At 54.7% G+C, this 22,510-nt stretch carries 20 protein-coding genes and 1 tRNA gene; 13 read left to right on the top strand and 8 right to left on the bottom strand.

Annotated elements, in window-relative coordinates:
- Positions 1-113: 113 nt before the first annotated feature.
- Positions 114-473 (bottom strand): bifunctional dihydroneopterin aldolase/7,8-dihydroneopterin epimerase, encoded by a 360-nt coding sequence (folB, locus tag FJW00_RS16025; RefSeq protein ID WP_010249061.1) that lies wholly within the window; start codon positions 471-473, stop codon positions 114-116.
- Positions 474-581: 108 nt separating this feature from the next.
- Between folB and plsY the strand changes: the two genes are divergently transcribed.
- Positions 582-1,187: a glycerol-3-phosphate 1-O-acyltransferase PlsY gene (gene plsY / locus FJW00_RS16020; RefSeq protein WP_009087302.1), complete on the top strand. Its 606-nt coding sequence runs from the start codon at positions 582-584 to the stop codon at positions 1,185-1,187.
- Between the two features lie 29 nt (positions 1,188-1,216).
- Here the strand turns inward: plsY and tsaD are convergent, their stop codons facing one another.
- Complete coding sequence (tsaD, locus tag FJW00_RS16015) at positions 1,217-2,230, bottom strand: tRNA (adenosine(37)-N6)-threonylcarbamoyltransferase complex transferase subunit TsaD (RefSeq protein WP_140924915.1); 1,014 nt, start codon at positions 2,228-2,230, stop codon at positions 1,217-1,219.
- 277 nt (positions 2,231-2,507) lie between these two features.
- Here tsaD and rpsU point away from each other — a divergent pair, with 277 nt between their 5' ends.
- The 3 genes from rpsU to rpoD all read left to right on the top strand — a co-directional run bounded on the left by rpsU (position 2,508) and on the right by rpoD (position 6,660).
- On the top strand, positions 2,508-2,723 hold the full coding sequence (rpsU, locus tag FJW00_RS16010; RefSeq protein ID WP_001144069.1) for a 30S ribosomal protein S21: 216 nt from the start codon (positions 2,508-2,510) through the stop codon (positions 2,721-2,723).
- A 118-nt stretch (positions 2,724-2,841) separates the two neighbouring features.
- A complete protein-coding gene (gene dnaG, locus FJW00_RS16005) occupies positions 2,842-4,587 on the top strand; it encodes a DNA primase (RefSeq protein ID WP_140924913.1) in 1,746 nt (581 codons plus the stop codon).
- 231 nt (positions 4,588-4,818) lie between these two features.
- Entirely contained in the window at positions 4,819-6,660 is a 1,842-nt protein-coding gene (gene rpoD / locus FJW00_RS16000) for an RNA polymerase sigma factor RpoD (protein ID WP_009087305.1), read from the top strand.
- Between the two features lie 40 nt (positions 6,661-6,700).
- On the opposite strand, the gene mug is transcribed toward rpoD, so the two are convergent.
- Positions 6,701-7,231, bottom strand: a complete 531-nt coding sequence (gene mug / locus FJW00_RS15995; protein ID WP_140029543.1) for a G/U mismatch-specific DNA glycosylase — start codon at positions 7,229-7,231, stop codon at positions 6,701-6,703.
- Positions 7,232-7,605: 374 nt separating this feature from the next.
- Between mug and FJW00_RS15990 the strand changes: the two genes are divergently transcribed.
- Positions 7,606-7,681 (top strand) — tRNA-Ile (locus tag FJW00_RS15990).
- Positions 7,682-7,899: 218 nt separating this feature from the next.
- Here the strand turns inward: FJW00_RS15990 and FJW00_RS15985 are convergent.
- On the bottom strand, positions 7,900-8,283 hold the full coding sequence (locus FJW00_RS15985) for a hypothetical protein (RefSeq protein WP_140924911.1): 384 nt from the start codon (positions 8,281-8,283) through the stop codon (positions 7,900-7,902).
- A gap of 77 nt (positions 8,284-8,360) precedes the next feature.
- Between FJW00_RS15985 and FJW00_RS15980 the strand changes: the two genes are divergently transcribed.
- From FJW00_RS15980 to ddlA, 7 genes are all read left to right on the top strand, one after another.
- The gene (locus FJW00_RS15980; protein WP_309147972.1) at positions 8,361-8,966 is read left to right on the top strand and encodes a sigma 54-interacting transcriptional regulator; all 606 of its coding nucleotides are present in this window, start codon (positions 8,361-8,363) and stop codon (positions 8,964-8,966) included.
- Positions 8,967-9,797: 831 nt separating this feature from the next.
- The gene (locus FJW00_RS15975; RefSeq protein WP_009087309.1) at positions 9,798-10,112 is read left to right on the top strand and encodes a DUF5862 family protein; all 315 of its coding nucleotides are present in this window, start codon (positions 9,798-9,800) and stop codon (positions 10,110-10,112) included.
- Between the two features lie 753 nt (positions 10,113-10,865).
- Positions 10,866-11,555: a DUF1120 domain-containing protein gene (locus FJW00_RS15970; RefSeq protein WP_140924907.1), complete on the top strand. Its 690-nt coding sequence runs from the start codon at positions 10,866-10,868 to the stop codon at positions 11,553-11,555.
- Positions 11,556-11,618: 63 nt separating this feature from the next.
- A complete protein-coding gene (locus FJW00_RS15965) occupies positions 11,619-12,299 on the top strand; it encodes a fimbria/pilus chaperone family protein (RefSeq protein ID WP_111208126.1) in 681 nt (226 codons plus the stop codon).
- Positions 12,300-12,317: 18 nt separating this feature from the next.
- The gene (locus FJW00_RS15960) at positions 12,318-14,681 is read left to right on the top strand and encodes a fimbria/pilus outer membrane usher protein (RefSeq protein WP_140924904.1); all 2,364 of its coding nucleotides are present in this window, start codon (positions 12,318-12,320) and stop codon (positions 14,679-14,681) included.
- On the top strand, positions 14,678-15,229 hold the full coding sequence (locus FJW00_RS15955; RefSeq protein ID WP_140924902.1) for a DUF1120 domain-containing protein: 552 nt from the start codon (positions 14,678-14,680) through the stop codon (positions 15,227-15,229). The genes FJW00_RS15960 and FJW00_RS15955 overlap by 4 nt, the downstream gene beginning before the upstream one ends.
- A gap of 92 nt (positions 15,230-15,321) precedes the next feature.
- Positions 15,322-16,419, top strand: coding sequence for a D-alanine--D-alanine ligase (gene ddlA / locus FJW00_RS15950; protein ID WP_140924900.1), 1,098 nt, complete (start codon positions 15,322-15,324; stop codon positions 16,417-16,419).
- A 19-nt stretch (positions 16,420-16,438) separates the two neighbouring features.
- Here ddlA and FJW00_RS15945 read toward each other — a convergent pair whose 3' ends face one another.
- From FJW00_RS15945 to FJW00_RS15930, 4 genes are all read right to left on the bottom strand, one after another.
- Complete coding sequence (locus tag FJW00_RS15945; RefSeq protein ID WP_140924898.1) at positions 16,439-17,860, bottom strand: GGDEF domain-containing protein; 1,422 nt, start codon at positions 17,858-17,860, stop codon at positions 16,439-16,441.
- A gap of 269 nt (positions 17,861-18,129) precedes the next feature.
- A complete protein-coding gene (locus FJW00_RS15940) occupies positions 18,130-19,605 on the bottom strand; it encodes a SulP family inorganic anion transporter (protein ID WP_009087324.1) in 1,476 nt (491 codons plus the stop codon).
- Positions 19,605-20,237: a carbonic anhydrase gene (locus FJW00_RS15935; RefSeq protein ID WP_033736060.1), complete on the bottom strand. Its 633-nt coding sequence runs from the start codon at positions 20,235-20,237 to the stop codon at positions 19,605-19,607. Before FJW00_RS15935 ends, FJW00_RS15940 begins: the two co-directional genes overlap by 1 nt.
- Before the next feature lie 580 nt (positions 20,238-20,817).
- Positions 20,818-21,627 carry a 5'-nucleotidase, lipoprotein e(P4) family gene (locus FJW00_RS15930; protein ID WP_140924896.1) on the bottom strand — a complete coding sequence of 270 codons (810 nt, stop codon included), beginning with the start codon at positions 21,625-21,627 and terminating at the stop codon, positions 20,818-20,820.
- 106 nt (positions 21,628-21,733) lie between these two features.
- On the opposite strand from FJW00_RS15930, the gene FJW00_RS15925 reads away from it, so the two are divergent.
- Positions 21,734-22,441, top strand: a complete 708-nt coding sequence (locus FJW00_RS15925; RefSeq protein WP_140924893.1) for a purine nucleoside phosphorylase YfiH/LACC1 family protein — start codon at positions 21,734-21,736, stop codon at positions 22,439-22,441.
- Positions 22,442-22,510: the final 69 nt, after the last annotated feature.

The following is a 22,510-nucleotide window of genomic DNA, read 5'->3' as shown; positions in this document are numbered from 1 at the left end:
AGCCTGAAGTAAACCTTAAGGTCTAAACCGATTCGCCTGCTGTAACGTATCGGTACAGGCTATGACAGACAGTAATTTGGTTTGGTTTCATTGTGATGGCAATCACATCGTATTTATTTAGGAATAGTCCCGCGCTCGATTCGCACGCCAACCTGCGCCGCCTGGGCCACCGCGCCCGGTTTGCTGACCTTTATGCGTACGCCAGGCGAATTGAAACGGTTCATCAACAGATCCGCAATTTCTTCAGCAACCCGTTCCACCAGAGCGAAACGGCTGCCGGTCAGATGCGTCAGAATGGCCGAGGAGACATCGGCATAGCTGAGGCAGTCCTTCACATCGTCGCTGCTGGCCGCCAGCCGGTTATCCCAGGCCATTTCGACATCGAGCACCAGCTTCTGCTGTATGCCCTGTTCCCAGTCGTAAACGCCAATGGTGGTGAACACCGTGAGTTGTTCTATAAATACGATATCCATGATAAGACTCTCTGTTTTTGGCTAAGCCGGATACCACTTCCGGCGGATTATGCGTATTATCCACGGTTGAAGAGATCAAAACGACCCTGAAGGGAACGGTACGGTGTTATGAGTGCTTTCGCGCTTGGTATGATTATTTTCGCGTATCTTTGCGGTTCGATTTCCAGTGCCATTCTGGTCTGTAAAGTCGCTGGCCTGCCCGATCCCCGCACACACGGGTCCGGCAATCCGGGGGCGACCAACGTGCTGCGCCTGGGCGGTAAAGCCGCAGCCGCCACCGTATTAGTGTTTGATGTGCTGAAAGGGATGGTGCCGGTCTGGCTGGCCTGGCTGATGCACGTTCCCCCGCTTTATCTTGGCCTCACCGCGATTGCCGCCTGCCTGGGTCATATCTATCCGGTGTTCTTTCGCTTTCGCGGCGGAAAAGGGGTGGCGACGGCATTCGGTGCCATCGCGCCCATTGGCTGGGATCTGACCGGCCTGGTGACCGGCACCTGGCTGTTAACGGTTCTGCTCAGCGGCTACTCGTCACTGGGCGCTATCGTCAGCGCGCTGATTGCGCCGTTTTACGTCTGGTGGTTCAAACCGCAGTTCACCTTCCCGGTTTCCATGCTCTCCTGTCTGATCCTGCTGCGTCATCACGATAATATTCAGCGGCTGTGGCGGGGACAGGAAGGCAAGATCTGGAAGCGCAAAAAGAAATCTCAGCCATAAAAAAAGCCGGCAAGCCGGCTTTTTTCACATCAGATGGCGGGCAGTTCCGCCAGCGGCCAGCGCGGCCGCACGCTGACGCCTAACCCCCCGCGCGTTCCTCCTTTCAGTCGCACCATGCCCGCATACGCGATCATCGCACCATTGTCGGTACAGAACTCAGGACGGGCGTAGAAGACTTCACCGCCGCGCTTTTGCATCATGATCGCCATCTGCTCGCGCAGCGTCCGGTTGGCGCTGACGCCGCCCGCAATCACCAGACGCTTAAAGCCGGTCTCATCCAGTGCGCGCTTACATTTGATCGCCAGCGTGTCCACTACCGCATCCTCGAAGGCGCGGGCGATGTCGGCTCGGGTCTGATCGTCATCCGGATTAGCGCGAATAGTGTTCGCGGCAAAGGTCTTCAGCCCGGAGAAGCTGAAATCCAGCCCCGGACGATCGGTCATCGGACGCGGGAAGGTGAACCGCCCCGCCGTGCCCTGCTGCGCCATTTTCGACAGCATCGGCCCACCCGGGTAATCGAGCCCCAGCAGCTTCGCCGTTTTATCAAAGGCTTCACCTGCCGCATCATCAATCGACTCACCCAGCAGGAGATATTCCCCGATGCCGGTGACGCTGATCAGCTGAGTATGTCCGCCCGACACCAGCAGCGCGACAAACGGAAATGCCGGTGGATTCTCTTCCAGCATCGGAGCCAGCAGATGACCTTCCATATGGTGAACCGGCACCGCCGGCACTTTCCAGGCAAACGCCAGTGCACGACCGATCGTCGCCCCGACCAGCAGCGCACCGACCAGTCCTGGCCCGGCGGTATAGGCCACCGCGTCGATCTGCTGTGGTGCCAGACCGGCTTCTTTCAGCGCCGCCTGAATCAGCGGCACGGTTTTACGCACGTGATCGCGTGAGGCCAGTTCCGGCACTACACCGCCATAATCTGCGTGCACTTTAACCTGGCTGTAGAGCTGGTTAGCCAGTAATCCGGCCTCGTCATCATAGATTGCGATGCCGGTTTCATCGCACGACGTTTCAATACCCAGAATTCGCATTGCATCACCTCATTCTTGCGGCGCGCAGTTTATCACAGCAATGGGAGATGCAGCGCGGCCATCCCGCGTAAAAAGTCATTTTCTGTCGGCTAAAGAGTGCGCTATACTCCCGCCCCTGGAAAAACCGGCAGCCGCACAGGCAAACGCTCCTGTTGGTTTCAAATTGTCCATGGTGCTTTACAAACCAACCTGGGTTGGAGTAAAATGCTGCACCATTTTGAAATGTGCTGGCGCCGCAGTCAGCAGCAAAACCGAATTTTATCGAGGTGAGAGTTACATGCCGGTAATTAAAGTACGTGAAAACGAGCCATTTGACGTAGCACTGCGTCGCTTCAAACGTTCTTGCGAGAAAGCAGGCGTTCTGGCTGAAGTTCGTCGTCGTGAGTTCTATGAAAAACCGACTACCGAACGTAAGCGCGCTAAAGCGTCAGCAGTTAAGCGTCACGCCAAGAAACTGGCTCGCGAAAACGCACGCCGCACTCGTCTGTACTAAGTCGTTCCGGAGGTCCGCCTCCACCGCGTGATTCACGCAGACAGAGTCAAGTAAAAGGCCGTGCTTTCCGAAAGGAAGCGCGGCTTGTTGCCGTTTATGAGCTGAAAAACCGGGGCGTATGGCTGGACGAATTCCACGCGTATTTATCAACGATTTACTTGCCCGCACGGATATCGTGGATCTTATCGATGCCCGCGTTAAGCTGAAAAAGCAGGGTAAGAATTTCCACGCGTGCTGTCCTTTCCACAATGAAAAAACCCCCTCTTTCACCGTAAACGGCGAAAAACAGTTTTATCACTGTTTCGGCTGTGGCGCACACGGCAATGCCATCGACTTTTTAATGAACTTTGATCGTCTGGAGTTTGTTGAGAGTATCGAAGAGTTAGCCACCGCCCACGGTTTAGACGTGCCTTATGAAGCAGGCAGCGGGCCCAGCCAGATGGAACGCCATCAGCGCCAGAGCCTGTATCAGCTGATGGAGAGCCTGAACGGTTTTTATCAGCAGAGCCTGCAGCAGTCCAGCGCGCAGGCAGCCCGCGACTATCTCGATCGTCGTGGTCTGAGCGCCGAAATCATCGATCACTTTGCGATAGGGTATGCCCCCGCCGGCTGGGACAACGTTCTCAAGCGTTTTGGCAAGCAATCCGAAGACCGCGAGTCACTGATGGAAGCGGGCATGCTGGTCAGCAATGACAAAGGCCGTACCTATGACCGGTTTCGCGACCGCGTCATGTTTCCGATTCGCGATAAGCGTGGCCGCGTCATCGGTTTTGGCGGACGTGTCCTGAGTAACGAAACGCCGAAATACCTGAACTCGCCGGAAACACCGATTTTCCATAAAGGCCGCCAGCTCTATGGCCTGTATGAAGCAGTAAAAAATCATCCTGAACCCGCCCGCCTGTTAGTGGTCGAGGGATACATGGACGTGGTTGCGCTGGCGCAGTATGGCATCGATTATGCTGTTGCGTCGCTGGGCACCTCCACCACGGCTGAACACATTCAGTTGCTGTTCCGCAGTACCGACACCGTGATCTGCTGTTACGACGGCGACCGGGCCGGACGTGAAGCAGCATGGCGTGCGCTTGAGACCGCATTGCCTTACATGAATGATGGTCGTCAGCTACGCTTTATGTTTTTACCCGATGGCGAAGATCCGGATACGCTGGTCCGCAAAGAGGGTAAAGCCGCTTTCGAGGCGAGGATGGAGCAGGCAATGCCGCTCTCTTCGTTTCTGTTTGATAGCCTGCTGCCGCAGGTGGATCTGAGCTCACGCGACGGTAAAGCGCGCCTGAGCACGCTGGCTTTACCACTGATTACGCAGATCCCCGGTGAGACCTTACGTATTTATATGCGTCAGGAGCTGGGAAATAAACTGGGTATTCTCGATGACAATCAGCTTGAAAAGCTGATGCCAAAGCTGGCCACAAGCGGAACGGCGCCGGTTGCCCCGCCGCTTAAGCGTACCACCATGCGCGTGCTGATTGCGTTACTGATACAGAACCCGCAGCTGGCGTCGATGGTGCCTTCGCTTGACGGGCTGTCTGAGTCAAAAATGCCGGGTTTACCGCTGTTTATTGAATTAGTCGGTCGCTGTAATGAGAATCCTGGATTGACCACCGGACAGCTACTAGAGTTATATCGCGGAACAAATTTTAGTCAGACGCTTGAAACGCTGGCGATCTGGAACCACATGATAGTAGATGAAGAAGCCGAAGCGGTGTTTCAGGACTCGCTGGCCAGCGTCTACGACTCAGCTCTGGAAGAGCGTCTGGAGTTTCTGATAGCGCGTGAACGCACCCAGGGACTGAGCGCCGATGAGCGCCGTGAGCTCTGGACACTCAGTCAGGCGTTTGCCCGAAAATAATTTAGCACGCTGCCCGTTCTGATGGAGGGCGGCGTGGCTGTTTTAAGGCCGTGGGCGTTAAGCCAGGCCTGTACCACCAACGATTTATACACGCGGCTTAAGTGCCGATTACTGATGGGCAAAGCCCACGCCGCGACGAAGGCAGCGGCAAGAATTAAAGGCCTTCACTGCTATTGTTGGCTCGCTGCCGACCGACACCAATCTAATTAACAGAAGTGTGGATACCGTCTTATGGAGCAAAACCCGCAGTCACAGCTCAAGCTTCTTGTCACCCGTGGTAAGGAGCAAGGCTATCTGACCTATGCTGAGGTCAATGACCATCTGCCGGAAGATATCGTCGACTCCGATCAGATCGAAGACATCATCCAGATGATTAACGACATGGGTATTCAGGTGGTTGAAGAAGCCCCTGATGCCGACGATCTGATGCTGAACGAAAACAGCTCCGATACTGACGAAGATGCCGCGGAAGCTGCCGCTCAGGTGTTATCCAGCGTTGAATCTGAAATCGGGCGTACGACTGACCCGGTTCGCATGTACATGCGTGAAATGGGTACCGTTGAACTGCTGACGCGCGAAGGCGAAATCGACATCGCGAAGCGTATCGAAGACGGTATCAACCAGGTTCAGTGTTCCGTTGCCGAATACCCTGAAGCGATTACTTACCTGCTGGATCAGTACGACAAAGTTGAAGCAGGTGAATCACGCCTTTCCGATCTGATTACCGGTTTCGTCGATCCTAACGCAGAAGAAGATCTGGCCCCAACGGCTACGCACGTGGGCTCTGAGCTGTCTGAAGCCGATCGTAACGACGACGAAGATGAAGACGAAGACGAGGACGACAACTCCGAGGACGATAACTCCATCGATCCGGAACTGGCGCGCGAGAAGTTCTCCGATCTGCGCAAGCAGTACGAAACCACCCGCAGCGTGATCAAAAGCAAAGGTCGCAGCCATGCCGCCGCCGTTGCTGAAATCCAGAACCTCTCTGACGTCTTCAAACAGTTCCGCCTGGTACCGAAGCAGTTCGATTACCTGGTAGGCAGCATGCGCACCATGATGGAACGTGTCCGTACCCAGGAACGTCTGATCATGAAGCTCTGTATTGAGCTGTGCAAAATGCCGAAGAAAAACTTCATCACCCTGTTCACCGGCAACGAAACCAATGAGAGCTGGTTCAAAGCGGCGCTGGCGATGAACAAGCCGTGGTCTGAAAAGCTGCTGGAAGTGCAGGATGACGTTATGCGTTCCCTGCAGAAGCTGGCGCAGGTCGAAGAAGAGACCGGCCTGACCATTGAGCAGGTTAAAGATATCAACCGTCGCATGTCGATCGGTGAAGCCAAAGCGCGTCGCGCCAAGAAAGAGATGGTGGAAGCGAACCTGCGTCTGGTTATTTCAATTGCCAAGAAATACACCAACCGCGGTCTGCAGTTCCTCGACCTGATTCAGGAAGGTAACATCGGCCTGATGAAAGCGGTAGATAAGTTTGAATATCGCCGTGGTTACAAATTCTCGACCTATGCGACCTGGTGGATCCGTCAGGCGATTACCCGCTCTATCGCGGACCAGGCACGTACCATCCGTATTCCGGTGCATATGATTGAGACCATCAACAAGCTCAACCGTATTTCGCGCCAGATGCTGCAGGAGATGGGTCGCGAGCCGACGCCGGAAGAGCTGGCTGAACGCATGCTGATGCCAGAAGATAAAATTCGCAAAGTGCTGAAAATCGCTAAAGAGCCGATCTCGATGGAGACGCCGATTGGTGATGATGAAGATTCACATCTGGGCGATTTTATCGAAGACACCACGCTGGAGCTGCCGCTGGATTCTGCTACCTCAGAGAGCCTGCGTTCTGCCACCCATGACGTACTGGCTGGTCTGACCGCGCGTGAAGCGAAAGTGCTGCGCATGCGTTTCGGTATCGATATGAACACCGACCATACGCTGGAAGAAGTGGGCAAACAGTTTGACGTAACGCGTGAGCGTATTCGTCAGATTGAAGCGAAAGCCCTGCGTAAACTGCGCCATCCGAGCCGCTCGGAAGTGCTGCGTAGCTTCCTCGACGATTAAGTCCGACAAAAACCCCGGTTCGCCGGGGTTTTTATGCCTGCTATTTATCCGCCCTGCTCTCCTCCGGATGCAGCTCCCGGTAAAGCTGATGATAGGCTTCGACCATCTCCTCCAGTGAGGCGCGATTAAGGCCGCTGGGATTCGGCAACACCCACACCTGGGTTTTCCCCATAAAGACGGGCTGCTTACCCCATTCCACTTTTCGCTGCTGAAAGGCATGACGAAACGCATCCTTACCCAGGATGGCGAGCGCGGCGGGCTGATAATTCAGCACCTTTTCCATCAGGCGTCTGCCGCCCTCACGTAGTTCATCCGTGGCAAGCTGGCTCGCCTGCACCGTGGGTCGCTCAACCAGCATGGTGATACCGCAGCCGGTTTCGGTTAAGCGCTGTTCCTCTTCCGGTTTCAGCTGCTCACGGGTGAATCCGGCCTGATGGATGACTTTCCAGAACCGGTTGCCGGGATGCGCAAAGTGAAAGCCCTGATGGGCGGTTGACTGGCCGGGGTTAATGCCGCAGAACAGCACATCAAGCCCCGGAGTGATGATGTCGCGGATAGCGTGTTCACTCATGCCTTTCCCGCCCTGCTGTCGCTACGCTGTGGCGTAAGCGCTCTGCTGCTCTGCTTCTCCATAGAACGTCCTGTGCTCTCTGCCGCGTAATCTCTGGCTAAGATAGTAGTGATTACGCTCAGTACATTCCAGCCTTCAGGACTCAGCGCGTTACGCTTTCGACGTGACAGAGGCAGCACACGGCTGCTGCAGCCTGATGTCCAGTTTCGCTAAAGGCATGGCGTCGCATTTTCCACGCTGTTTTAAAACTTCGCTAACGCCGTTCGCCAGTTTTGTTATAGAAATCAGCAGGTAAATCGCTGCTGTTTATTTCAGCAACCGATGGCGGAGTGCTGGATCGCCCTGAAGAGATACTTTATAATCCCCGCTCCGCTGGCCCCTTAGCTCAGTGGTTAGAGCAGGCGACTCATAATCGCTTGGTCGCTGGTTCAAACCCAGCAGGGGCCACCAAATTTTAGTTTTAAAATCATGTGATTAAGCCACCTATATCCTGGTGGCTTTTTTGTTTCTGCAAATTAATGCCCCCCTTTTGTTCCCCCACATTTTTTCTTTAACTTCACAATTGCATGTAAGAACGCCAAACTCAGTGAAACTGAAACACAGCTCTTCGAATCCGCATCCTGTAACCTCATCACTTCCTTGCTCGTTATCGAACCTTGCTGAACTGTTCAATTTTTGTGCTTACTATATCCGAGGAGTGTAGCCTCATCCGACCTTTTTAGAAGGGTGATTTCTTTAGGAAGAAATTCACTTCCTCCTTCTGTTTTGTCAGTTAATACCAGGCTTTCCCCTTCTAACTTTACGTCAACAACTGCAAATAAATATTTTTTACCCATAATAATTTCATAGACATATCCAACGCCCGAATTTCTAAAGGGTTGTTTGTATCCTTTCAATAAGAAGTAATCAGTAATTTGTGGTGTTGCTCGAATGAAATCCCTGATAGCTGGAGTTGAAATTACTCCATCGAATTTACCATTATAAACATTCAAATCCATTATTATTTGATCATCGTTTTCTAACCACTCATTGATGGCGTAGATAAATACCACTACTCAACCAGATTATAATTTTCTTAACTAAATCTGAGTCTGCAGTCGAAATTGTAAAATAGCCCCAACAATAGATGATGATCAACGCGATAGGCATTGTGCTCTGTGAGGCGGATAAAGAGAGTAAGCAGGCCAGTGTTTATGTGACTCATTATCTTCAGCCTCAGGTGGCTCAGCGTGAACAGTCGCGCATGCTGCTGGCCGGCTCTGCAGCTCAGCAGGTAATGACAAGTGGAGAGATGCTGCTGACACATGTTGGCCCGAACGAGGAGCCAGAAGATCATGAGCGTTCCCTTTTTCACGAGTCCTGGCGCGATCAGAGCAAAACCCTCACTATCCTGCCACTGGGTTTTACCCTAAAACGCTGGGGGGTGCTGAAACTGGTTCAGTGCCAGTTCAACAGTTTGACTGCAGCCAATCTGCAGGTGTTGCAGCAGATTGCTGAGCGTATTGCGATTGCGGTAGATAATGCGCTCGCCTGTCAGCAGATTAAGAGCCTGAAAGAGAAGCTGCTGTATATTTTACAGGAGCAGGAGTTCGAGCGTGTCGGGGGAAACAGGCTGATCCCGGTGGATGTAAGATTGATCGCCGCCACCAATCGCGATCTTCGGCAGATGGTGGCAGACAGAACGTTTCGCGCGCCCTGGGGGCTGGCCTGCCAGCGAATTTCAGCACATCTGTAATAAGTCATCATGTATGACGCGCTGCTTTTTCTATTACACCGATGAATTCACAGAACATCGGATTAAATCTGACTGATTCCGTGAAGCTCTTCTGTTAACAGATGCCATGCTCCCTTTTTTCCGGTGATATTCATAGGGGACCGACAAGACGGCTGGTCCTATAACCTGACGGCGCCCTGTTTAAAAAAGAGACCCATAGCCTACTTATTATGCTTAATACTCCGGTTTATCCGCGGTGATAGCGGTTATGAATTATTGATACAGAAAAAGGCAAATCAAACTCTAAAGTAAAAACCCTGACATCAGACAGTCACTCAGATGAACAGGCAGCCATTTTAGCCAGACGACGATGAGTCGACTCACTGATAAAATGTAAAAATAAAAAACAAATGATGCAAAATGAGGACAAATAAGTGATTTCAGCCATCAGAAAAAACTTTATTTATGCATAAAAAAATATATTGTTACATTCCGCAAAACAGCTTATTACAGAGAGAAGATTTTTCCGTTATTCATCGCCAGGCCAGCCCGATAAAACTCAGTGAGCCGGGGTACAGTTTTAAAGATGATTCAATTCACCACGATTTTCAGTCAGGCAACGTTTCCCGCTGCAGGCATAGGCGGAAGGATTTCCGCAGTATGGTAAATGGTATTATTTAACAGGCCCTCTTTTCGTCCATGTAGCATTAGTCGCTTAAGGTGTCGGCCTGGAGGTAAAGAACTCAGCGTAATGCAGTGGCGTGCTTTTAAAAGGCATCAGCTTCATAACGCGGGTATAACAGCAGTAAAGATGCTTTAACTAACCGAAAATACATTAAAAGGAATTGAAATATGCGTGATTTAACTCTGTGTGAAATTGAAACCGTAAGCGGTGGTGAATTTGTCTCTACCATTGAAGGGGCGCTTGAAGGGGCTATCTGGGGCTTTATCGAAGGTCTGGCAACCGGGGTCACGGTCGGTGGAAGTGCAAGCCGCAGTGCTGTATTCGGACCTATTGCTCAGCTCTGTGGTGCGGTTCTGGGCGGCGTCATTGGCCCGGCCGTATGCGTCATTATGGGTGCCTTGTGGGGAAAAGATGCTGTCGCCGCATACGCTGCTGACTTCCGCGTCAACTACGGTACCAGCGGTTCACAGTTGCTGGTATAACAGCACAGCCCGTTATCACCGATCAAATAAATGCTGAGGTAAATCCTTACCCCTCCCGGATAAACTCAGCCTTTAAGTTTTGCCGTAGCGAATGGCAGAAATTGACCGCTAAAATAACGGACTTCAAAAATCCCCGCCCTTATGCTGGCATTCGTTGTGATCGAATCTATCGAAAACAAGCGCGTTAAACGCCGCTGATAATGATGCTGATTTAAGGGCGGGGGTGGCATGATGCCGATCAACGTTATCCCCGACACCCCGATCGCTGACAGCCGCGTTCAACACTCACCCAGAGCATACCTCACCTTTTGCGCATTAGCAGGCAGGATTGCTTACGCTCCCCAAAACTGTCCGCGCTTAGACATCTTTTTTTTAAAATAAATCTATTTCAGGGGAGGTTGTTATTACCATTTTCTCCCTGCCGTTAATTTTAAATTATAAATATAAGGTTAAACAGAAAAAACTATAACGCATCAAACATGCTATAAACACTCACCTTCAAATGAAGCCACTTTTACTTATTCATTAACTAAACCATTAATAAAGTTCTATGTTAGCCTGACCTTCCTGAATCAAAATTAAAAATCAGGAGAAGGCGATTAATCAGTGCGCTCAGTTTAAGGGATAAGAATATTATGCGCCTCATATCTCTTATTCATTATCACTTTGCACGCTGATTACTCCGCACAGCAAAGAGAGCGTTCGGTCTGTTCAGAACTGCTCATTTATAACAAATCTGATAAGAAAGATAATATGAGAAAATTATTATTAAGCACCGCTATTATTGCCGCGATGGCGTCCGTCAGTTTTGCGGGTCAGGCTGCAGAATCTGCGACCCTTTCCATCACGGGTACCATCACTCCAGCCGCCTGTGGTGTGGCATTAAGCTCTGCAAGCATTGATCTTGGCACCATCGCCGCAGCGACACTGCTGAAGGACAGCAATGTTAAACAGGGCAACACCGTTACCCTGAATGTGGATTGTGAAGCGCCTGTCGCGATTGCCGTTCAGACCACAGATAACCGTGCGGCAAGTGCCATGACGCTGGCGAACATGTCTGAAGAGATGAAAGCAACCGTTTCAGGCTTATCAGATGCACACATTTTCGGCTTAGGGACAGACAGCGCTCAGGGACACGTGGGGGCGATGGCACTGGCGATTACCGACGCAACCGCCGACGGTGCAGCGAATGCCAATGTGCTGACCAGTAGCGATAAAGCGGCATGGTCCCTCACTCATGTGACGGCTACAGCACCCGCAACGCTGACCAAAAATGGCTATTTTACCCTGGCGGCGGATGCCAATAGCACCACCCCGGCAGCCATGACTAAAGCCTCCTATTCCATTGCGTCAAGAATGATTCTGAAGAAAGCGGATGCCTACCCGAGCGGTGAAGAAGTGCCTATTGACGGTAACGTCACTTTCTCTGTGGTTTATCTGTAATTTTTCATGATTGTCAGCGAAGGCCGTCCGGCCTTCGCGTTTTAAATACAGGGTAAAAATAAAATGAAAATAATTCTCTCTGTTGCCATTCTCTTTTCCTTGTCTGTATCCGGCGTATTTGCAGCCGGCATGAAGCCTGAAGTACCGGCTTTATTTCTTGATGACCAGAATCGTGAAGTGACGGTTAATGTACTGAACACAGACAGGGATACGGCGCTGCTGCACAGCAGCCTGCAGACAATTCCTGAAGACCCTGAAAACCGGCTGATTATTACCCCTCAACTGGTTCGTGTCGATGGAGGGAAAAACCAGCAGATCCGGGTGGTGTTAAAAGAGGGTGTCAGGCTGGATACCCAGAAGATGCAGCGAATTAATTTTGTCTCTATCCCGCAGGATGATGGTAAAAAGAATCGCGCCCGCATTCTCATTGGCCAGAATATTCCGGTCATTATCTCCCCCGCCAGCCTGCCGGTAAACACCGCGCCCTGGACAGGGCTGACCTTCCATCTTTCAGGTGCCTCTCTGCACATTGAAAATCCGACACCTTATATCGTCAGGCTCACCAGAGAGATTAATTTACTGCCCGGCAAAGGGTCGGTTGAACTGAAAAATTCCTACATTCTTCCGGGTGAAAAGTTTGATGTGGCTCTGCCTGCTGCCTCCGCGAATAAGGTGAAAGCCCTGCTTCTGCACCCCGTCACCCGATATGGAATTTTAACCGCCCCTTTTAATGTGCCGCTCTGAGCCCGTTCACCTTTATCCATGAAACAATTTCTGATACTCAGCCTTGTGGTCAGTTCAGCCTGTGTGCAGGCGGCAAACCGCTATGACAAAGAGATGCTCAAAGCGCTCGGCTACGACGCCAGTGCCGCTGAACTGCTTGATGCAGGTACGCACTTTCTGCCGGGGAAACAGCCCGTCAATATTGTCGTTAACGGTCAAAGCAAAGGGGTGCATATCCTGACGTTTGATCAGGCCGGTAATCCCTGCTGGCCAGCCGATCTGCCAGAGAAGCTGGGGATCATCCCCGATCGTTTTCAGCAGGCAGAGGATGCGCGCTGCCTGCAGCTGCCCCCGGAAAGCCCGATTCTGCTGGAGCAGCAGGTTGATCGCAGCAGCCTGCTGCTCAAGGTCCCGGCAGGCGACCTGTCTGCGCATCCGCGCTTCTCCAGCGGGGGAAATGCGCTGGTGGTGAATTACGATGGCCGACGCTATCAGTACCAGACGCGCGCCGGACAAAACCACCACTCGCAGACGCTGACCTCCGAGATTGGGGGCAATATCAACAACTGGGTACTCCGCAGCGGGCAGAGCTATACCAGCCAGAATGAACACCACCAGCTGACCCGACTCTACAGTTATGCCCAGCGCTCCCTTCCCGGCTGGGCGTCGGTCGTGCAGATAGGTGAGATCACCGCGGGCGACACCCTGTTTTCCGGCATCAACCTGCTGGGCGCACAACTCATGCCAGAACGCAGTGCAGAAAATAGCGGAAACAGCGGCGTGTCGCTGAATCTGCTCTTCTCACAAGCCGGTACTGCCGAGGTCTGGCAGGCGGGCATCCTGCTGAAGACCTATCAGGTCACAGCAGGCATGAACACACTGGCTGACATCCCGGCGATCAATCAGTCCGATGATTTTGAGATCATCAGCCATGACCAGTCCGGTCATCGTCAGCAGCAGACGATCCCCTATATTCAGGCTCAGACCACGGTTTCTCTGGCGAATGCCGGACTCTCTCTGGCCGCCGGACGTCTGCGCCTGACCGATGAGTCGTTCCCGGTGTTCGTCGGTTCCGCCGGACTTTATCAGAATGGTTTCATGGCCGTGACGGCAGGCGGGCTGATGAGCGAGCACTATCAGGCCGCCTCCTGGCGCACCACGCTGCGGCTGACAGAACGCCTTATCGCTTCCCTGACCCAGACTGCCTCGCAGGTGCAGGATTCGGCCGGGGAGCGAGGCAACATGCAGGGCCTCAATCACCAGCTCAGCATCAGCGCAGGCGTGACGCCCCGATTATCACTGACCTCTTCCGCCAGCTTTCGCAGCCGTGATTTCAGGGATCCAGGCAGCTCATGGCGCGCCGGAGACGCCCGTCAGGAGAATGGACAGATCCGGTCACAGTACGCCGCGGGGATAAGCTATAGCCAGCCGCAGCTCGGCGTACTCGCCTTTTCCGGCAGCATGTCACAGAGCTGGCAGAATGCAGAAAGTCTGGGCTACCTGTTCAGCTGGGGCCGCACCTTCGGAAAAGTGAACGTCAATCTCGGCATCCAGAAAAACCGGCTCACGCAGGATCAGCGCCACACTGATGACCATTACGTTTACCTCAATTTCGCGGTTCCGCTCGGCAGCCGCAGCAGCGTGCGCAGCTGGGTTAGTGACACCCGGGGAAAAACACGCGCCGGCATGGGTGTTGACAGCATCCTGAATGATAAATTTGCCTGGAGCGTCTCCGGGGAGAAAAGTCAGCGTGAGGATGCGTCAGTTGCGGGTTCCGCAACCTGGACCACCAAATACAGTCAGCTGAGCGGCGGCGTTTCGCATAATGAAAACAGCACCAGTTACAACGCGGGCGCGCGCGGCAGCGCCGTCCTGCATAGTGAGGGAGTGACCTTTTCGCCCCGCAAAACAGGCGATACCTTTGGCATTATTTCCCTCAACAGCCCCCAGCCTGACGTCAGTATCCACACCCCTGGCGGCGTGGTGTGGAGCGACCACACGGGTCATGCCATCACCTCCTGGACACCGTGGCAGAAGAATACCGTACAGATCGAAAACCAGAGCCTGCCTGACAATGTCCAGGTCATCAGCGGTATTGCAGACATCACGCCTTACCGCGGCGCGGTAGTGCCGGTGATTCTGCCCGCCTATACGGTTCGCCGGGCGCTGGTGAGCTTCCCGCCAGAGCAAAGTCCGGCACCGGGTGCCCCTGTCAAAAATGGCAAAGGTCATCTGATCGCCTTTGTGAATGAAGATGGCACGCTCTTTTTCGACGACCTGCCGGACGAGCCGCTATTCAGCCTCGACCGCAATGGCAGCCAGTGTGCCATCGATATGCTTACGCCCTGGTATAACCAGCCCGGCACCCTTTATGCCTCACTTTCCGCGAGATGCGTCCCATGAAACAGCCCTCTGTTCTGCCTCTGCTGCTGGCTTTCAGTGGCCTTTTTGCCGCACTCCCTGCCCGTGCGGCGTGCGAAATTCAGCTCAGCGATCCACGGATTGATTACGGTGAAATGACACGGGGCGAGCTGCTCGGCCGCCCGGGCAATGCGCTGACTGCCGTCGAACTGCGGATGGGTGACCCGCGAGAGTCAGAGATCACGGTCATCTGTGACCGCCCGACACCGCTGAAACTGATGTTCAGCGGGCCCGCGAAAAACGCCGACAGCTATCTGTTTGGCGAACAGGGCCGGGCGACACTGACCCTGCATGATGTGACGCTCGACGATCGTCCGGTCACGATCGAACGAGCCGGAACAGAGGCGGCAGCGATGACGTTCAGCGCCGGTCTGCCTCTGCAGTTCCGCAAAGAGGGCCAGATCGCCTCCGGCAGCACGCTGCGTGCAAAAGTGACGATAGTCACCTGGCTGGCTGCCGATGCCACCCGGGTGAGTGAGCGGAAACAGTGGCAGCTTAACGGCAGCTTTATCGTCAGTGATGAGGGTTAACGGCCGCTGAAAAATTATCTCGCGCCTTACCCTGTTTTCCCGCGCAACCCGCATGCTATCTTAAGGTTTTGATTTTTCAGTGGGCAAAATTGATGACTAAGTTGCGGGTAGGGATCGTGTTTGGCGGGAAATCGGCTGAGCATGAAGTGTCGTTGCAGTCGGCCAAAAATATCCTTGAGGCGATAGACAAAACCCGGTTTGACGTGGTGCTGCTGGGCATCGACAAACAGGGGCACTGGCGTCTTAACGATGCGTCCAACTTCTTACTGAACGCTGAGAATCCGTCACTGATCGCCCTGAATCGCGCGGCTGACGATGTGGCGCTGGTACCCGGTCATTCTCAGCAGCAGGTTATCACCCGTCACAACGCACATCCGCTGTCGCAGATCGATGTCATCTTCCCTATCGTTCACGGCACGCTGGGTGAGGATGGCTCTCTGCAGGGCCTGCTGCGGATGGCTTCGTTACCCTTTGTCGGCTCCGACGTGCTCGGTTCTGCGGTCAGCATGGATAAAGATTTTACCAAACGCCTGTTACGCGATGCCGGTCTGAAGGTCGCCCCGTGGCTGAGCGTCACCCAGGCGCAGCGCGCCCAGCTGGATGCAGAGGCTGTCATTGCCCGCTTTGGCCTGCCGCTGTTTATTAAACCCGCCAATCAGGGTTCATCGGTCGGGGTCAGCAAAGTGGACAGCCCGGCGGAATTTGACGCCGCGCTGGCGCTCGCCTTCTCCTTTGACCGTAAAGTGCTGATCGAGCAGGGCATTAAAGGACGCGAAATTGAGTGCGCGGTGCTGGGCAACGATGCGCCCGAAGCCAGCCCCTGCGGCGAAGTAGTGGTGCATGATGCCTTCTACTCCTACGACACCAAATACATCTCGGAAAGCGGTGCGCAGACGGTGGTGCCCGCCGCCCTCTCCACGGAAACCAGCGATGCCATTCGTGAGGTTGCTATTAAAGCCTTCACGGCACTGGAGTGTTTTGGTATGGCGCGCGTCGATGTGTTTTTAACCGACGGCGGCGAGATTATTGTCAACGAAGTGAATACCCTGCCCGGCTTCACCAATATCAGCATGTACCCGAAATTATGGCAGGCAGCCGGACTCAGCTATCAGGATCTGATCAGCCGCCTGATCGACCTGGCCATCGAGCGCCACCAGCAGGCCAGCACCCTGAAAAGCAGCGTCAGCTGAGTACATCGGCGGCGTGGCGTCAGGCCACGTCGCTGGTGAAGGTACGGTAGTTAACCGGTGAGGTCTGGTTGCGGCCGTTGCGTTTCGACAGATAGAGGTTTTTATCTGCCGCTGAGATCAGCCGGTTGATGACGGGGGGCCACTCCGTCGCCTCAGCGGCGCTGTCATGCGCCAGTCCCAGACTGACGGTCACCGTCACGGTATTCCCCTGCAGCCAGAACTTCTCTTTCGCCATCGTCTGCCGGATATTCTCAGCCAGAAAATAGAGTCTCTCCGGGTTCTGATCGAACAGCACCACCACAAACTCCTCGCCGCCAAAACGGCAGATGCGTCCCGCTTTGCCCACCACCCGCTGCATCCGGCGCGCGATCTCTTCCAGCACGCTGTCGCCCGCATCGTGACCGAAATTGTCGTTAATGGCTTTGAAGTAGTCGACATCCAGCAGGATAACGCCCGCTTTGCGTTCAGGGAAGATGGGTTCACTGCGCAGGCTTTCATAGAGACCGGAGCGCGACAGCAGCCGGGTCAGGAAGTCGTAATTCGCCCGCAGCGCCAGGCGCTGGTTAAGCTGGCGGATCGCATCCATACTCGCGGCCACGATCAGCGGGCTGATGGAGATGGTCGCTACCCCCAGACGGGCCGAAGTGAGATGGTTAAGCGGCAGCATCGCGTCGCTGCCCTGAATGTTCATCACGCCGTGCGACACCAGGATAATTTCGGTAATGCCGGTCAGCAAAATCACCAGGCTGGTCAGCGGCATGGGCAACACCACCGCACACCAGATCAGCGCAGGAACCGGGAACGTCAGGCTGCCCGCGCCACCCATCATCGCCCCGATTGTCAGCGAACCCGCCACGGCGATAACCGGGAGCAGCTTGCGGATGTGCAGAAACTGGCGGGGCGACAGCGACGACCAGTCGCGGGTCAGCAAAAACGGCAGCAGCATCAGCCCGGTGGAGAACTGCTCGCTGAACCAGTCAGCCCATGCCACCGCCAGCCCGGTATCAAAATCAGCCTGCTGCGCCAGCGCCCCCCAGCTGGCACAGGTGAACGCCGCCAGCAGGCAGGCCGGGAAGATTCGCAGCACGCTGGTAATCCGTTCACTGCCGGAATCGTGCTGGAGATGCCTCACCAGCAGCGTCACCGCCACCAGCACAAACAGCACATTCGCCACGTTAAGGGTTAACGCTGAGAACGCCCAGCCCGAAAAAACGGTGTCGTTGAACACCATGGCGGCCAGGATAGCCAGGTAGTAGCGGCCCCGGTGCAGAAAGGGATAGCGGACGATGACGCCCGTCACGATCGCATTAACCGGCCAGAAGAGAGAGAGCTCTTTGGGAAAGCGCAGATGTCCGCCGATAAAACAAAACAGCAGCGTGATTAAAAACAGCAAAACTGCGTTCTTCTTTGCGTTGTGCTCTTCAAACAGCGGTGTGCGCATGCGTCCGGACCTTATCGCGGTGAGGCTGGCTCTCCACGCCAGCCTGAACAGGCGCGTGGTGTCAGAATGATTAAATCCTGAATGCCCTCAATGTCATCCTGCGATAAAACCCCACTTCATGGGCTAACTCAATAAAATGCCCCGGCGCCGGGTAAGCACAGCAGATGACAGCAGAAAACGGGGCTTTATTATGCCCCGCCAGTAAAAAAATCGGCTATCCGAGATATCCGATTTTTGCTCTTCTGCTGATGCTGCCGTTGCGCTTCGGGCTATTTTACGGCCACCGGCCACTGACTCAGGCGGATGCCGCGCTTGTCCGCGTTGTCGCCAAAATCTTTCAGCACCGCTTTCACATCGGGATCGATATATTCCGCATTGTCATTATCGATAATCACCACGCTGTTCTCCGGGATCTCATCCAGCAATCCCTGCAGCTTTGGGTTGTGCATAAACGTCAGGTTCTGCTGAAAGCGCAGGACGTAGTGATCGTCATAACGGGTGAGCTGCAGCGCGTTGCGATGGCTTTTATAGATGCTGTAGAGGATCTGCGTGGCGATACCGATGCCGATGCCGACCAGCATCCCCAGCGTAATAATGCCGACGATGGTCGCCAGGAACGGCACGTACTGCTGGGCCCCCATCCGGAACTGTTCGACAAAGAGTTTTGGGGTTGCCAGTTTATAGCCGGTGTAGAGCAGCACCGCGGCCAGGCTGGCCAGGGGAATGGCGTTCAGCATCTCACTGAACCACATGCCGCAGATCAGCAGCAGCACACCGTGAATGAAGATGGAGAGCTTTGTCTGCGCCCCCGCGCTGACGTTGACCGAACTGCGCACGATCACCGCCGTTATCGGCATTGCGCCCAGAAAACCGGCGGTCAGATTACCGATACCCTGAGCGAACATCTCTTTGTTGGGCGACGGCGCGGGCGTCTGCGGACGCAGCTTTTTCAGCGCTTCCTGACTCAGCAGGGTTTCCAGGCTGGCAACCAGAGCCAGCGTCACGGCGACGACCCAGACCTGCGGATTCTGCCAGGCCATCCAGTCAGGCGTTTCCAGCTCAGCCACCAGCGCAGAGACGCTGTCGAAGGCGGGCAGCGAGATGCGTGCCAGCCCCTGCGCCATCTCCGGGAACAGCCTTCCGCCTGCCACCGTGGCGACGCAGCCGACCAGCACCGCAATCAGCGGCCCAGGGATCCAGGCCAGCGCCTTAATACGTTTGATCGGGGCGGTTGTCCAGAGGCATAGAATGGCTAAACCGACCGCCGCCACGACAATCGACGGCAGTGAGAAGGTCATCTGCCCATTCACCAGCGAAACCAGCTCCGCATCGCCCGCCGCGCCCAGCGCCACCGGGATCTGCTGCATGATCAGCAGCAGGCCAATCGCCGCCAGCATGCCTTTAATCACGCTGCCCGGCACCAGCGAGATAAACCGTCCGGCGCGCAGCAGACCCAACAGGCACTGCAATGCCCCGGCGATAATCAGCGCGGTGAGGAAGGCGGAGAAGCTGCCCAGCGTCGCCATCGAGGCGACAACGATAGTGACCAGACCCGCCGCCGGACCGCTGACGGCAAAGCGGGAGGGACTTAACGAGGTGACGACCAGACCGCCAATCACCCCGGTCAGCAGACCGGCAAACGGCGGCAGCCCGCTGGCCTGAGCGATACCCAGACAGAGCGGTAAAGCCACCAGGAAAACCACCAGACCCGCCGGGATGTCGCGGCGCAGGGTATCAGAATTCATCATGAAGGCTCCTCTGAAGATTGATGAATCAGCTCTTTGAGATGGCCGGAGCGCAGGTCATAAACACAACCAAACACCTCCAGTTCCTGGCCCGATTGCCAGATTTGCCTGACCGGCTCAGACTTCACCAGCCTGGCGAATTGCGCTTTAACGTTGGCTTCAACCAGCCGATCGCGTTGTTCATCGGGGGTGGCGTCTGCTGGCCCTTCCTCGGCCAGCCCCTGCTGAATGTCATCACGCAGCCGCTGAATACGCCTTCCCAGTGCGGTGTCCTGCCCTTCCAGCACGCTGCCTGGCAGGTTCTGTGCGGCTTCTACCCCGCCGCAGCCGTAATGGCCGCTGAGCACGATGCGTTTCACGTTGAGAAAGAAGAGCGCGTATTGCAGCACGCTCAGCAGATTGTCATCCTCCTCCAGCACCATGTTGGCGATATTGCGGTGCACAAAGAGTTCGCCTGGGTGGGAGCCGGTCAGCACTTCGGCCGGAACACGGCTGTCTGAACAGCCAATCCAGAGCGAGTGCGGTTTTTGCTGATGAAGGGATTTTTTGAAATAGTCTGGATTACGCTGGCGGCGCTGTAATGCCCAACTGCGATTTTTCGCTAATAAGGGTTTAAGTGTCGTCACATTCATCTTCTCTCTACTACCGGGATGTCGCATCCTGGCTGATCACAAAGTGTATCGGCTCACAAATAGCGTGAGAGCCGCCAGGTAAATAAGAACCAAGTCACAGAAAAAGGTTATAGACGTTAACCATTGCCAATGCACGAGCAATATTTCACAACGCTTTAACATGGCGTGATTTGTCAATTAAACGTCAGCAAGAGTCAGAAGAAAGTAAATTTAATTCAGCAGGAGAAAAATGAGGGCACATAAACAGCGAAGATTAAAATAAGATATATCAGTTAGTTAAAAAATATAAAATAAAAGGCTTAATTTATTGCTGACAAATAAATACAAACACTAACCGCATGGCTTTTTTTCACCCTGCCCGTTCGCCCCACTTTTACCAGGATTACTCTTAATTAAAAAATTAACCATTAGCACAATCAACCATCTTAATAGTAAAGAGCCAGTCAAATACGCCTGCTTTGAGATAAGAATAAAGCGAGAGATGATTAATTTGATTCGCAGCAAAATAGTGACAGCGGAAAGTAAATCAGGACCAGAATTTAACAGAGCCTGAACGGGTCAGGCTCTTTTTCTTGACGAATTATTTACCGTTCCAGCTTTGCAGGCGCGATTCCCGCACGGAGAGCTGCTGATCCGGCGTCAGCTTATTGTAATTCTCCGCCATACCGCTCTCCCAGTCGCCGTAAAGCGGGTTCGGCAGCACGATGAACTGCGTGCCAAACTGCTGATGATTGAGATTCACAAAATCGCGACGCTGCTGATTGCCCTGATGCCAGGTCGCTCCGCCGAAATCGTTGAGGTTATCGCCCACGTAGAGCACCACATTGTAGCCCGCATTTTTGATGGCATCGAAACGCGCCTGCTTGTTGGAGCTGTCGGTATTCAGGCGCACCGTTTTTTCACTGACGTCAGGAAAACCGAGCTGCTGCATATTCGCCACCGTGGCGGCGTAATCTTTCTGATCGCGGTTCGACACATAGAACAGTGTGCCGCCGTTCTGGGTGACGTGGCGTGCAAACTCGACCGCGCCGGGCACCGCTTTCGCCTGTCGCACCTGGGTCCAGGCTGACCAGCTCTTGCTGCTGAACGGCTGACCGTTTTTCGCCTGCCAGGCGCTGTAGGCGCTGTTATCCAGCATGGTTTCGTCCAGATCGACAATTACGGCTTTCGGTTTGCCGGTCAGCGACGGCGCCTGATCGAACGCCATGCGTGCGGTGTTGAACGCCTGCCAGGTCAGCGCCTGATATTCGCCGGACTGCTGGAACCAGTTGACCGCCAGCACCGACTGCTGCCCGAGCTGCTGCTGAGCGGTCTGGTGTGACGAGGAGGCGCAGCCGGTCAGCAGCAGGGCAACCAGTCCGGAGGCGGCAAGTTTTGCGGAGGTTTTCATCATTTCATCCTTAAGGTGAGAAAGGGCTGAGGAGACGCTTCAAAAATGTAGCAGTTAACGTAAGCTGTTGGCAGCCCAATGCACGCTGTTATCACAGGAGATTCCTATGGCCGTTATCCCGCGCTCGCCGTTGCTCGACTCGCTGGACTGGGTGGATTATGCCTTTCAGCCCGCCGGTGAGCCACCGCCCGCCGACGGCGCCTGGGGGCATCAGCGCCACAGTGCCACGGTCGTCTTCGACGTCGAAAACACCCCATCCAAAAGCTGCGAGTCGGATGGCATTATCAGCAGCGGGACGCGCCCGGTGGCGGTGTATACCGCTGACTGCCTGCCGGTGCTGATCGCCGATCCTCAGCAGCGCATCGTGGCGGCGGTGCATGCCGGACTGAAAGGCACGCTGGCGGGCGTGCTGATCCGCGCCGTGGAAAAACTGTGCGAACAGGGCAGCGCGCCAGAGAATCTGGTCGTGGCGATCGGCCCGGCACTCGGCCCCTGCTGTTATGAGCTGGCCGAGCCTCAGCTGGCGGAGATCGCCCGGAATCCGGCGCTGGCCCACGGGCTGCGCTGGCACAGGCAGCAGCCGGTCAATGGTGAGGCTCAGCGCCCGCAGGCGACGGCGCGTCAGCAGGGTGTCTGGTTCGATCTGCCGGCGCTGGCGACGCAGATGCTGGTCGATGCGGGCGTTCCGGCTGCGCAGATTGATAATGTCGGCGTCTGCACCTACTGTATGGCCGAGAGCGGTTCAAGCTACCGCTTCAACACCCATACGGGCAGCGGCTATCACTCCCGCTACTCCTGGATCCGGCGGCGATAATCGCGCCCGCCCTGAAAATCGGCCACGGCGGACGCACGGCCTGTCGCGGCTGATGTTGATTTCACTCAC

The organism is Pantoea anthophila (assembly GCF_006494375.1).
Lineage (GTDB): Bacteria > Pseudomonadota > Gammaproteobacteria > Enterobacterales > Enterobacteriaceae > Pantoea > Pantoea anthophila.
This window is presented reverse-complemented; position numbering and strand designations above follow the sequence as displayed.